The following is a 12,372-nucleotide window of genomic DNA, read 5'->3' on the forward strand; positions in this document are numbered from 1 at the left end:
TGTGCATCGCAAAAACAAAGACGTTGCGGCCATGCATCATCAAGCGGTTTCGCGTGATGAATTAACGGGCACGCAATGTCGATGATCCTCGCGAAATCCCTTCTATGATTAAATAAAAGGCATAAAATTAGTCGCTTTTGAAACGAGCTAAGCGCTCAGCGCGTGACCAGATCAAATTTCTCACTGATTTCTTAATTTGCCATGCTTAGAACGCATAACGGAATTGAGGAGAAGCCTCTGTTTCAGGCAGTTCGCCCGGGTTATATGCAGTGCACAACGAAATTATCGCTGTGGGCGCCGCCCCGGTCCGGAATTCGCAAGGAATATCACCATGTTCGTCACCATGATTGCCGCCAAGATCCGCTCTTACCTGCGCTATCGCGAGACCGTTCGCGAGCTTTCCCGCCTGACCGACCGCGAGCTGGACGATCTCGGCCTGTCGCGTTCGGAGATCAACTTCATCGCCCGCAACCACGCTGCGGCCTGAACCATATCCGGACGGCTGCGCAGTGTAGCAGCTCCGAATAGTTTCTCCTGAGGCTCGTGATTCCCCTCCCCTCGAGCTTCGGTCGAAGAGCGAATGCCCGCCCCCCGGCGGGCATTTTGCATTCCGGGGTGGCTTTCACTTGACCTGACGGCTGGCTGCGGACACACCCCGGCCATGACAGCCCAGACTTTCAAGCCTATCCATGTCGTCGGCGGTGGCCTCGCCGGTTCGGAGGCCGCCTGGCAGATCGCCTCGGCCGGCGTGCCCGTCATTCTCCACGAGATGCGGCCCGATCGCGGCACGGACGCTCACAAGACGGAAGACCTCGCAGAGCTGGTCTGCTCCAACTCGTTTCGATCGGACGATGCGCAGAGCAATGCGGTCGGGCAGTTGCATTGGGAAATGCGTCGCCTGGATTCCCTGATCATGGCGCAGGCCGACGCGCATCAGGTGCCGGCGGGCGGGGCGCTCGCCGTCGACCGCGACGGGTTCTCGCAAGCCGTGACCGCCGCCCTCGAGGCGCATCCGCTGGTAACCGTCGAACGAGGCGAGATCGCCGGACTGCCGCCGTCGGAATGGGACAATGTCATCGTCGCCACCGGGCCGCTGACCTCGCCGGCCTTGGCGCAGGGCCTGCTATCGCTGACCGGCGAGGACGCTCTCGCTTTCTTCGATGCGATCGCGCCGATCGTCCATTTCGAGTCGGTCGATATGGACCAGGCCTGGTTCCAGTCGCGCTACGACAAGGCGGGGCCGGGCGGCACCGGTGCGGACTACATCAACTGCCCGCTCGACAAGGAACAGTACGAGGGCTTCATCGACGCGCTACTCGCCGCCGAGAAGACCGAGTTCAAGGAATGGGAGGGCACGCCCTATTTCGACGGTTGCCTGCCGATCGAGGTCATGGCCGAGCGCGGCCGCGAGACCCTGCGCTGGGGCCCGATGAAGCCGGTGGGCCTGACCAACAAGCATAACCCGACCGTAAAGGCCTATGCCGTGGTGCAGCTGCGGCAGGACAATGCGCTGGGCACGCTGTTCAACATGAGCGGTTTTCAGACCAAGCTTAAATACGGCGAGCAGGCCGCCATCTTCCGGATGATCCCCGGTCTGCAGAATGCCGAATTCGCAAGGCTCGGCGGCATTCACCGCAACACCTATCTGAACTCGCCGAAATTGCTCGACGAACGCCTCAGGCTCAAAGCCGATCCACGGCTGCGCTTCGCCGGCCAGATCACCGGCTGCGAGGGCTATGTCGAAAGCGCTGCCATCGGGCTTCTGGCGGGACGTATGGCGGCAGCAGAACGGCTTGGCCGGGAGCAGCCTCTGCCCCCCGAGACGACGGCGCTCGGCGCGCTGGTCAATCATATCACCGGCGGCCATATCGAGACGATCGACGAGGGCCCCCGCTCCTTCCAGCCGATGAACATCAATTTCGGCCTGTTCCCGCCGATCGAGGGCGTCGCCAAGACAGGACCGGACGGGAAACGCTTGAAAGGCCCGGCGAAGAGCGCCGCGCGCAAGCAGGCCCTGACCGCGCGGGCGAAGTTGGTGATGGAGGCGTGGGCCGGAGGCGTAAAGGCGGAGGCGGCGGAGTAAGCGGCTTTTCCGTCATCGCGAGCGAAGCGAAGCAATCCAGGAGGACTGGGTGGAGCGTCCCGCCCGGTCTCCCTGGATTGCTTCGCTTCGCTCGCAATGACGGCCTCGGCCGGCGCTACCCCCGCCTTGCCGCCCGCCAGATTACCCACTGCCGCCGCCAGGCCGGCAAGGCGATGATCGTCCGGTACGGATCGTATCCCGCCCGCTCCATCTGCCGGAGATAGGGCTCGACCAAGGCCACCGGCAGAAAGGCCGGCCGCACAGCCGGCGGGACGGTATCGGTGAGGCTCACCAGCCGCTTGAGATGGCTGCGCGCGATCTCGCGCAGCTCCTTCAGCGTATAGAGGACACCCGGCCCTCCCCGCCCGCGCACGATGTCGTCGCGCGTTACCCCGTTGCGCGAGAGGATGTCGGCGGGGAGATAAACCTGGCCTTCCGCCGCATGCCAGGGAAAGGCCCGCATCAGCCCGGCCAGCGCATAGGCGACGCCGGCATGCCCGCAGGCGGTCGCGCCGCCGGGGTCGCGTCCGCCGGCCAGCACGATGCAGGCGAGCCGGATCAAGGCTCCGGCCGTCTCACCGGCATAGCCTTCGAGATCGCGCAGCGAGGGCATCGGATCATCGTATAGATCGAACGTGCGGGCATCGATCAGGCTCGTGAGCGGCGCGATCGGAAGGCGATAGCGCTTCACCGTGTCGAGCAGCGCCGCCGCGACAGGGTGGCCCTGCGCTTCGCCCGCCGGCTGCCCTTCCAGCAGGTCGCGCCACCATTGCAGTCGCACCTCGCCCGGTAACGGCTCGCTGACGAGGGCTCTCACCCGCGCGATTTCGAGGCTGAAGGCGTAGAGCGCGAACAGACCGTGGCGTCGCGCCTCGGGCGCATAGAGACAGGCGATGTACCGGTCGTGGTCGTGCTCGCGCACAAGCGCCGCGCAGTGCGCGTAGGCATCGGGCAACCGCGCAGGCGCCGTCTGCTGGCGCTGGTCCGCCTGGATCCGGGGTGTGGTCTCGCCAGGGCCCGTCATATCGGCCTCGCTTTCATGGTCCCAGTCTAGGACAACGCCTCCCCGGCCGCTACAGCCGGGATGGATGGCAGGCAAAACGTCGCGGCAAGGCCATCGGCCTCAAGCGACGGCGATGAGCGCCGCCGCGACACGGCGATCCTCGGCCACAAGAACATTGTAGGTCCGTGCCGCCGCACCCGTCGCCATGCCCTCGACCGTGATGCCGGCCTCCTTGAGCGGCTCCCGCAACCGCGGCGGGATGAAGGCGATGTCCGCCCCCGTGCCGATGATCAGGAAATCGATCGTACCGGCCTCATCCAGAACCGGCTGGAGGCTCTCCAGCGTGATCTCGGAGAACTGCATCACCGGCCAGATCCGGATGCCGCCAGGCGTGACGAGGATCGAGCCGCAATGGCTCATTTCCGCGAAGCGAAAGCCGCCCCCGCCGATCCCGTCGAGAGGCCAGCGGCCGGGTACGAACCCTTCGAAGCGCGCCATGCCGGCGGCGCCTCAACTGGTCTTGGGCTTGGCGCTGGAAAGCGAGCGTTCGCGAGCCTCCTCGCGGTGCCCCTGGCTGCGAACATCCATATAGAGCAGCACGGGCGTCGAGACGAACATCGCCGAATAGGTACAGACGACGACGCCGAACAGCATGACGAGCGCGAAGCCCTCGATCGCCGTCCCGCCGAAGATCACGAGCGCCAGCAGCGACAAGAAGGTCGTGGTCGCCGTCATCGCAGTCCGCGACAGCGTCGAGTTCACGGAGAGGTCGAGCAATTCCGGGATCGGCATTGTCTTGTAGCGCCGCAGCAATTCGCGCGTCCGGTCGAACACCACGACGGTCTCGTTGAGCGAATAGCCGACGATGGTCAAAATCGCCGCAATCGAGGTCAGGTTGAACTCGAGCCGTGTGATCAGGAAGAAGCCGATGGTCAGAACGATATCGTGCAGCGTGCCGAGGATCGCGCCGATCGCCAGCGGCATCTCGAACCGGAACCAGAGATAGATCAGCACGCCCATGATCGCGAGCACGACGCCGAGCGCGCCCGCCTGAACCAGCTCACCCGAGACGCGCGGTCCCACCGTCTCGACGCGGCGGAAGTCGTAATCCGCCGAAAACGCATCGCGCGCCTTCTGCACGACCGTCTGCTGCGCAGTTTCACCGCCCGGCTGCAGCGCGAAGCGCATCGAAAGCTCGTTGCCTCCACCGAATTCCTGGACCTCGCTCTCGCCGAAGCCGAGACCGTTGGCGGTCTGGCGCACCTTGGCGATGTCGACCGCACCGGTCTTGGCCTGCATCTCGATCAGCGTGCCGCCCTTGAAATCGATGCCGAAATTCAGGCCGACGGTCAGGAAAAGCACAAGGACGAGGATCGAATAGGCAGCCGAGAGCGGATAGCTGAAGCGGCGGAACCAGACGAATTTGAAGCGGGTATTGTCGGGAACGATACGAAGCAGGCGCATGATGTGTTTTCCTCTCGAGCGCCAGCGTCAGAACGGCAGGTGCTTGGGCTTGGCCCAGCGATACCAGAGCGCGATCAGCATCCGCGTCAGCGTCACCGCCGTGATGACGGTGGTCAGGATGCCGAGGATGAAGACAACCGCGAAGCCGCGCACCGGGCCGGAGCCAAGCGAGAACAGCGCCACCGCCGCGATCAGCATGGTGACGTTCGAGTCGATGATGGTCGCGAAGGCGCGCTGGAAGCCCGCCTCAAGCGCCGAGACGAGGCTGCGGCCGGCGTGCTCTTCCTCGCGCATGCGCTCGTAGATCAGCACGTTGGAGTCCACCGCCGTGCCGATCGTCAGCACGATACCGGCGATGCCGGGCAGCGTCATCGTGGCGCCCAGCAGCGACATCAGCCCGAAGATCAGACAGACATGAACCAGCAGCGCGATGCTGGCGATCATCCCGAACACGCCATAGGTCGCCAGCATATAGATCACCACCAGCACGGTCGCGATCAGGGTGGCGAGCTTGCCCGCATGGATCGAGTCGGCGCCGAGGCCCGGACCGACGGTACGCTCCTCGACGATGGTCATCTTGGCCGGCAGTGCGCCGGCGCGCAGGAGGATCGACAGGTTGTTGACCTGCTGAACGGTGAAATTGCCCGAGATCTGGCCCGAGCCGCCGGTGATCGGCGACTGGATGACCGGCGACGAGATCACCTTGTTGTCGAGCACGATGGCGAGCGGGCGGCCGAGGTTTTCTGTCGTGATCTGGCCGAAGCGCTGGGCGCCGCGAATATTGAAGCGGAAATTCACGATCGGCTGGCCGCTGCGCGAATCGAAGGAGGGCTGCGCATCGACGAGGTCGGCGCCGTCCACCACAGGCTGGCGCAGCACCGGCACGGGCTGGCCGCCGGCATCCTGCGAGGGCAGCATGTCGACATCGGTGCTGTTCGCGTCGCCGACGAGGCGGAACTCAAGCTTGGCGGTATCGCCCAGGATTTCCTTCAGGCGCTGCGAATCCTGCAGGCCCGGCACCTGGACGAGAATGCGGTCGAGGCCCTGGCGCTGGATATTCGGCTCGGTGGTGCCGAGCGCGTCGACGCGGCGGCGCAGAACCTCCATCGCCTGCTCGACGGCGCGGCGGATGCGCTCGTTCGAACCGGCTTCCGTCACTGCAAGCTGCACGAGGCCATCGGGCTGCTCGGTGATCGCGATCGTCTGGTTGCCCGAGGGGCCGAAGGCACCGAGCGTCCCGACCGGCTGTGTCAGCTCGCGCAGCTTCGGCAGCACGCGGGCCCGCTCGGTCGCATCTGGAATGCGAACCTGCACGCCCCGCGTCGTGATCTGGATGCCGCCGGGAATGCTGACGCGCTCTTCGCGCAGGATGCGACGTGTGTCGTCGCGCAGCTGGGTCACTTGGCCGCGGACGAGGTCGGCGCGGTCGATCTCAAGCAGGACGTGCGAGCCGCCCTGCAGGTCGAGACCCAGCACCACCGCATGAACCGGCAGCAGGAAGCGCGGGATCCAGGACGGAGCGTTCTCCTCGATCGACTTGCGCGTTTCCGGCGAGAACAGATTCGGCAAGGCAAGGCCGCAGCCGAAGATCAGCACGAGCAGGACGAGGATGACCTTGCGGGCCTGAAGACGAAGCATCTGCGGATTTAGCCTTGTTGGGAGGCCGGCTCGTCAGGGAGCCGGCAGTCGTCTCTGGCGGTCGGCTCAGCTCTTGACCGGCTCGGTCTTGGAGCGGACGTCCTGGATCATCCCGCGAACGATGCGCACGCGCACATTGTCGGCGATCTCGGCCTCGATCTCGGCATCGTCGATGACCTTCGAAACCTTCGCGATCAGACCGCCGGAGGTCACGATCGTGTCGCCGCGACGCACGTTCTTGATCAGCTCCTGATGCGACTTGGCCCGACGCTGCTGCGGACGGATGATCAGGAACCACATGATGACGAAGATCAGCAGGAACGGCACCAGCTGGACCAGCATGTCGGTGCCGCCACCGAAACCGGGAACCTGAGCAAAAGCGGGAGTGATCACAAAAGGCTCCTTAAGGGTGCGGCGGTAGAAACCACCGGCCACGATGTCGTCAAATCGGTGAAGCGCGGAGCACAAGCCGGCTTCGGCCGCAAAATCGCGCGGACTATAGCCAGCAACGCCGTGAAATCAATCGGACATGCCCGGAACGGGCACGGCCTCTCACCTATGGCCTCGTCCCCATCCGCGCAATCCTCTTGCAACCCGCACCCCACGCAGATTATCTGCGTTGTAGCCGTACCGGACGTTACGGTACGGCTTTGCATGAACCCGGACGGCTGTCATGACTCAGACCCTCGCGATCGAGACCGACCCGACGCTCGCCGCCCTGCTCCGCATCGCTTCCGCGCTGGAGCGTCTGGCACCACCGTCGCGCAAGCCGCTCGACCTCGATGCCGCAGACGCCTTCGTCTGGCATGCCGCTGCGGCCGAACTCGTCCCGGTGCCGAAGGTCAACCGCGTTGAGCTGTCGCTGCTGCGCGGCGTCGACCGCGTGCGCGACACGCTCGCCGAAAACACGGAGCGCTTCGCGAGAGGCTTGCCAGCCAACAACGTCCTGCTCTGGGGCGCGCGCGGCATGGGTAAATCCTCGTTGGTCAAGGCCGTCCACGCCGACACCAACCAGCATCTCGCCGCTGGTGAACGGCCTCTCAAGCTGATCGAAATCCATCGCGAGGACATCGAGAGCCTGCCGGCGCTGATGGGGCAGCTTCGCAGCGATCCGCACCGCGCCATCGTCTTCTGCGACGATCTGTCCTTCGACGGCGACGACACCTCCTACAAGTCGCTGAAGGCGGCGCTCGACGGCGGCGTCGAGGGGCGCCCGGAAAACGTCGTGTTCTACGCCACCTCGAATCGGCGCCATCTGCTGCCGCGCGACATGATGGACAACGAGCGCGCCACCTCGATCAATCCCGGCGAGGCGATCGAGGAGAAGGTCTCGCTCTCCGACCGCTTCGGCCTCTGGCTCGGCTTCCACAAATGCAGCCAGGACGATTATCTGGCGATGATCGACGGCTACGCCGCCCATTTCGGGCTGGCTGTCGACCGTGAGCAGCTGCGCCGCGACGCGCTGGAATGGGCGACGACCCGCGGCTCCCGCTCGGGTCGCACAGCCTGGCAGTACATTCAGGACCTGGCGGGCCGCCTGGGCAAGCGGCTTGAGGGGTAAGACTCCCGCCGTTGCGGCGAAGCGAAGCAACCCAGGAGCGGCAAGGCGCCACGTCCCCTGGATTGCTTCGTCGCTTCGCTTCTCGCAATGACGGCTGGACGCAAAAGCAAAACGGGGCGAGCCATCCTTGGCTCGCCCCGTTTCGATTCGATCGGGAGGGTCTCGCGATACCGATCGAAGCTCTGATTCTCTGGTGGCTCCGCCGGCCTCAGTTGTTGAGGTACGGCGTCGGATCGACCGGGGTCGAGCCCTTGCGCAGTTCGAAGTGCAGCTGCGGCGAAGACACGTTGCCGGTCTGGCCGGAGCTGGCGACGACCTGTCCGCGCTTGACGGTATCGCCGCGCTTGACCTTGAGGTCGCCGTTATGGGCGTAAGCCGAGACGTAACCGTTCGGGTGCCGGATCAGCACGAGGTTGCCGTAGCCCTTCAATTCGCTGCCGGCATAGGCAACGGTTCCGGCCTCGGCGGCCTTCACCGGCGTGCCGTCCGGCACCGCGATGTTCAGGCCCTCATTGCCGCCCTTGCCGGCGAATCCGGTAATGACGCGGCCACGCACCGGCCAGCGGAAATCGGCCTTATCGCCGCTCGATGCAGCCGCCTCCTCCTGCTTGGGCAGGCTGGCGGTGGTCTTCGGCTCGGCAGCCGGAGCCGCGGCCTCGACCTTCGGCGCGGTCGCAACCGGCTTCGGCTCAACGACCGGGGCCACAGCGACAGGCCGGGCAGGCTTTTCCACGGGCAGCGAGGCAACCTTGGCCGGCTTGGCCTCCGGCGTAGCGGCGGCAGCAGCCTTTTTCGCTTCGGCCTTGGCCTTGCCTTCGGCTGCGAAGCGGGCCCGCGACTCCTTCATCGCCTGGGCGTCGCTGAGCGCTTCCTTCTTCGGCACAGCTTCGGCAGCGACCCTCGCCTCGGCAGCGGCCTTGGCTTCCTTCGCGGCGCGCATCTGGGCGGCGCGGTCGGCGATCGCCGGCCGCTCTGCCGGAGCCGGACCGCGTACGAATCCGCGAGGCTCGGCCGCTGCCGGCGCGTTGGCGATACGGCGCGGCTCGGCCGGGGCCGACGCCGCAGCACTGGAACCGCTTGCGTTATAGACCGGGATGATCAGGCGGGTGCCGGGCGTGACATTGCCGCTGGACAGGCCGTTGGCCGAAAGCAGCGCGGCGCGGGGCACGCCGTAACGCGAGGCGATCATGTCGGCCGTCTCGCCCTGGGCGATCACGACCGGCGTGCCACCCTGCGCGCTCCAGCCGGCGGCGCTGCCGCCGGAAGGCTGCGGCGCGGACATTGGCGCGGCGATCGGCGCCGAGATCGGGGCGCTGGCCACGGCTTGCGGCGGAGGCAAGGACTGCGACCGCACGACGGGCGAGGACGGCACACCCTGGATCGGCGCGGAGCCGATGGAGCCCGTCGTCACCGGGTCGCGGACAGGCTGGGAGACCTGCGCCGAGCGATAGGGGTTATCAAAAGGGGTATCGGTAAAGCGCACAGCATCCGACGAGCAGGCGCTGACGCCGATTGCAAGCAGGCACACCGTGGAAAGACGGCTGAGGATACGGAGATCGACCGATCCGGCTTGGTTGAGCATGGGCAGAGTACTCGCGAACGACGCAACTCGATGACCGTGATTAAAGCCTCGTTGAGGTTACGAAAGGGTTTCCGACCGGGAAGAGCGATTCACTTTTTCGGATATTTTCGATCGGCCACCCGGCCTGCCCGGCCACGCCCGGAACACCTCAAAGCGCCTGCGCGCGGCCCGGGATCAGCGGCGGCAGGCGGACCGGCGGGCCCATGGCGTGGTCGAAGGAATCGTCATCGGGCCGGGTCACCATCACCTGTCGCGCCGCGCCCTCGACGCGCAAGGCGCCGACCAGCCGCCCGCCCACGGCGAGTCGCGCCAGCAACGCATCCGGCAGCGAATTTGTGACGCCGTTGACGAGAATGCGGTCGAAACGGCCAAGCGCTCGGTCCGGCTGGAAACCATCGGCATGGCGCAGGTCGATCGCACCGCCAAGGCCGCTGCCAGACACCCGTTCATGCGCCGCCAGCGCCAGCGAGCGATAGCGCTCCAGCGAAACCACCTCCCCGCCCAGCGCTGCCAGCAGCGCCGAAACATATCCCGAGCCGGTCCCGACCTCGAGCACGCGCGCGCCCTGCTGCATATCGAGCGCGACCAGCAGGTTGGCGACGGTGAAAGGCGCGGTCATCGTCTGGCCGCAGGGCAGCGGCACCGAAACATCCTGCCGCGCCAGATCGGCAAAGCGCGACGGCGCGAATCGGTCGCGCGGCACCCGTTCCATCGCGCGCAGCAATGGCAGATCGCGAACGCCGCGCGCTCGCAGCGACAGCAGGAAGGCGACAGTGCGTTCGCCCTCGCTCGCCGGCAGGTCCTCGGTCATATCCAGCCGCTTCCTCAGTCCTCATCCTGAGGAGCCGCGAAGCGGCGTCTCGAAGGATGCTCCAGAGGGCACTGGAACATCCTTCGAAACGCGCCTGTGGCGCTCCTCAGGATGAGGGCTGAGGCTGCTGAAACTCGCATCACCCGAAAACGCGCGCGAATCGCGTCAGCGTCGGCTCATGCGTCAGGTCGAGTTCGAGCGGCGTGATCGAGATCCGGTTCTCCGACAGGGCGCGCAGATCGGTGCCGTTGCCAGGCTCCTTGCGGCTGCGCTGGAAGGCGATCCAGTAATACGGGTTGCCGCGCCCGTCCTGCCGGGGTTCCAGCTTGACGAGCTGCTGGTCACGCCGGCCTTGCACCGTCACCGCGACGCCCTGCACCGCTTCGGGCGAGACGTTGGGAAAGTTCAGGTTGAACAGGATATCCTCGGGGATACCCTCCGCGAGGAGCTTGCGCAGGATGCCTGGCGCATGCTGCTCGGCGCAGTCCCACCGAATGTTGGATCGGTCGCCCGGCGCATAGGCCTGGCTGATCGCGACCGAGGGGATACCGAGCAGGGTCCCTTCCATCGCGGCCGCGATGGTGCCGGAATAGGTCACGTCCTCCGCGACGTTCGAACCGCTGTTGACACCCGACAGCACGAGATCGGGCTTCGCGTCGGCCATCACCGAACGCACCGCCATGATCACGCAATCGGTCGGCGTGCCGGCGACGGCATAGCGCTTCTCGGCGATCCGCCGCAGCCGGAGCGGGTTCGACAGCGACAGTGAATGCGCGACGCCGGACTGGTCGGTCTCCGGCGCGAAAACCCAGACATCGTCGGAGAGCTGGCGCGCGATGCGCTCCAGCACCGCCAACCCTTCGGCGTGGATGCCGTCATCGTTGGTGACGAGGATACGCATCTCAGGCCGCCTTCTCGATCCGCGTCACGCCACGCATATAGGGCACCAGCACGTCCGGCACCGTGATCGAGCCGTCGGCGTTCTGGTAATTCTCCATCACCGCGATCAGAGCCCGGCCGACCGCCGTGCCCGAGCCGTTGAGGGTGTGCACGAAGAACGGTCCCTTGCCCTCCTTCGTCTTGTAGCGCGCGTTCATGCGCCGAGCCTGGAAATCGCCGCAGACGGAGCAGGACGAAATCTCGCGATAGGTCTTCTGACCGGGCAGCCAGGCCTCGATGTCCCAGGTCTTCTGCGAGGCGAAGCCCATATCGCCGGTGCAGAGGGTCATCACGCGATAATGCAGGTCGAGCTTCTTCAGCACCGCCTCGGCGCAGGCGAGCATGCGCTCATGCTCCTCGCGGGACTTCTCTGGCGTCGTGATCGAAACCAGCTCGACCTTCTCGAACTGATGCTGCCGCAACATGCCGCGCGTGTCGCGGCCGGCGGAGCCGGCTTCCGACCGGAAGCAAGGCGTCAGGGCGGTATAGCGGCGCGGGAGTTCTTCCTCGGAGAGGATCGATTCCCTTGCTAAATTCGTCAGCGGGACCTCGGCGGTCGGGATCAGCCAATGCTCCTCGCCGGCCCGGAATTGATCATCGCGAAACTTCGGCAACTGCGCCGTCCCGAACATCGCATCGTCGCGCACCAGCAGCGGCGGATTGACCTCGGTATAGCCGTGATCCTCGGTGTGCGTATCGAGCATGAACTGCCCGATCGCCCGGGAAAGCCGCGCGATTTGGCTTTGCAGCACGACAAAGCGCGAGCCGGAGAGCTTGGCCGCCGTCTCGAAATCCATCTGGCCGAGTGCTTCGCCCAGCTCGAAATGCTGCTTGGGGTCGTTGACGCCCCTGAGCAGCCCGCGCTCCTCCGGCTTCACCCCATGGGCATGCAGCACGACATTGTCGTGCTCGTCGGCCCCATCCGGCACGTCGTCGAAGGGGACGTTCGGGATCGCCGCCAGCGTTTCGTCGAGCTTGTCCTTGGCGGACTTCTCGGCGGCTTCCAGCGCCGGCTGCGCCTCCTTCAGCGCCGCGACCTCGGCCTTGAGCTTTTCGGCGAGCGCGACATCCTTGGCGCCCATCGCCTTGCCGATCTCCTTGGAGAGGGCGTTGCGGCGTTCCTGTGTGGCCTGGGCCTTCGCGATGGCCCCGCGCCGCTCGTCATCGAGCGAGAGCAGCGACGACGACAGCGGCTCAAGCCCCCGACGTTCGAGCCCTTTGTCGAACGCCTCGGCGTTCTCGCGAATCCAGCGAATGTCGTACATCGTCTCAGGCCATGCAGCGCTGCGGA

At 65.8% G+C, this 12,372-nt stretch carries 12 protein-coding genes; 3 read left to right on the plus strand and 9 right to left on the minus strand.

Annotated features, from left to right (window positions below):
* The first annotated feature begins 331 nt into the window (after positions 1 to 331).
* Both AC1DR6_RS20150 and trmFO read left to right on the plus strand, forming a co-directional pair.
* Entirely contained in the window at positions 332 to 487 is a 156-nt protein-coding gene (locus AC1DR6_RS20150; RefSeq protein WP_476831053.1) for a DUF1127 domain-containing protein, read from the plus strand.
* 174 nt (positions 488 to 661) lie between these two features.
* The gene (gene trmFO, locus AC1DR6_RS20155; protein WP_476831054.1) at positions 662 to 2,083 is read left to right on the plus strand and encodes a methylenetetrahydrofolate--tRNA-(uracil(54)-C(5))-methyltransferase (FADH(2)-oxidizing) TrmFO; all 1,422 of its coding nucleotides are present in this window, start codon (positions 662 to 664) and stop codon (positions 2,081 to 2,083) included.
* A 115-nt stretch (positions 2,084 to 2,198) separates the two neighbouring features.
* On the opposite strand, the gene AC1DR6_RS20160 is transcribed toward trmFO, so the two are convergent.
* From AC1DR6_RS20160 to yajC, 5 genes are all read right to left on the minus strand, one after another.
* The gene (locus AC1DR6_RS20160; protein WP_476831055.1) at positions 2,199 to 3,107 is read right to left on the minus strand and encodes a phytoene/squalene synthase family protein; all 909 of its coding nucleotides are present in this window, start codon (positions 3,105 to 3,107) and stop codon (positions 2,199 to 2,201) included.
* 99 nt (positions 3,108 to 3,206) lie between these two features.
* Positions 3,207 to 3,584, minus strand: a complete 378-nt coding sequence (locus AC1DR6_RS20165; RefSeq protein ID WP_476831056.1) for an Mth938-like domain-containing protein — start codon at positions 3,582 to 3,584, stop codon at positions 3,207 to 3,209.
* A gap of 12 nt (positions 3,585 to 3,596) precedes the next feature.
* Positions 3,597 to 4,550, minus strand: a complete 954-nt coding sequence (secF, locus tag AC1DR6_RS20170) for a protein translocase subunit SecF (RefSeq protein ID WP_476831057.1) — start codon at positions 4,548 to 4,550, stop codon at positions 3,597 to 3,599.
* A 27-nt stretch (positions 4,551 to 4,577) separates the two neighbouring features.
* Entirely contained in the window at positions 4,578 to 6,188 is a 1,611-nt protein-coding gene (gene secD, locus AC1DR6_RS20175) for a protein translocase subunit SecD (protein ID WP_476831058.1), read from the minus strand.
* Positions 6,189 to 6,254: 66 nt separating this feature from the next.
* Positions 6,255 to 6,581, minus strand: coding sequence for a preprotein translocase subunit YajC (yajC, locus tag AC1DR6_RS20180; protein ID WP_476831059.1), 327 nt, complete (start codon positions 6,579 to 6,581; stop codon positions 6,255 to 6,257).
* 280 nt (positions 6,582 to 6,861) lie between these two features.
* Between yajC and AC1DR6_RS20185 the strand changes: the two genes are divergently transcribed.
* On the plus strand, positions 6,862 to 7,749 hold the full coding sequence (locus AC1DR6_RS20185) for an ATP-binding protein (protein ID WP_476831060.1): 888 nt from the start codon (positions 6,862 to 6,864) through the stop codon (positions 7,747 to 7,749).
* Positions 7,750 to 7,957: 208 nt separating this feature from the next.
* Here AC1DR6_RS20185 and AC1DR6_RS20190 read toward each other — a convergent pair whose 3' ends face one another.
* From AC1DR6_RS20190 to serS, 4 genes are all read right to left on the minus strand, one after another.
* The gene (locus AC1DR6_RS20190) at positions 7,958 to 9,331 is read right to left on the minus strand and encodes a peptidoglycan DD-metalloendopeptidase family protein (protein WP_476831061.1); all 1,374 of its coding nucleotides are present in this window, start codon (positions 9,329 to 9,331) and stop codon (positions 7,958 to 7,960) included.
* Between the two features lie 148 nt (positions 9,332 to 9,479).
* Complete coding sequence (locus AC1DR6_RS20195; RefSeq protein ID WP_476831062.1) at positions 9,480 to 10,142, minus strand: protein-L-isoaspartate O-methyltransferase family protein; 663 nt, start codon at positions 10,140 to 10,142, stop codon at positions 9,480 to 9,482.
* Between the two features lie 139 nt (positions 10,143 to 10,281).
* The gene (surE, locus tag AC1DR6_RS20200; protein ID WP_476831063.1) at positions 10,282 to 11,043 is read right to left on the minus strand and encodes a 5'/3'-nucleotidase SurE; all 762 of its coding nucleotides are present in this window, start codon (positions 11,041 to 11,043) and stop codon (positions 10,282 to 10,284) included.
* A 1-nt stretch (position 11,044) separates the two neighbouring features.
* Positions 11,045 to 12,346 carry a serine--tRNA ligase gene (serS, locus tag AC1DR6_RS20205; RefSeq protein ID WP_476831064.1) on the minus strand — a complete coding sequence of 434 codons (1,302 nt, stop codon included), beginning with the start codon at positions 12,344 to 12,346 and terminating at the stop codon, positions 11,045 to 11,047.
* Between the last annotated feature and the right edge of the window lie 26 nt (positions 12,347 to 12,372).

This window comes from Allobosea sp. P5_A5, assembly GCF_056400625.1.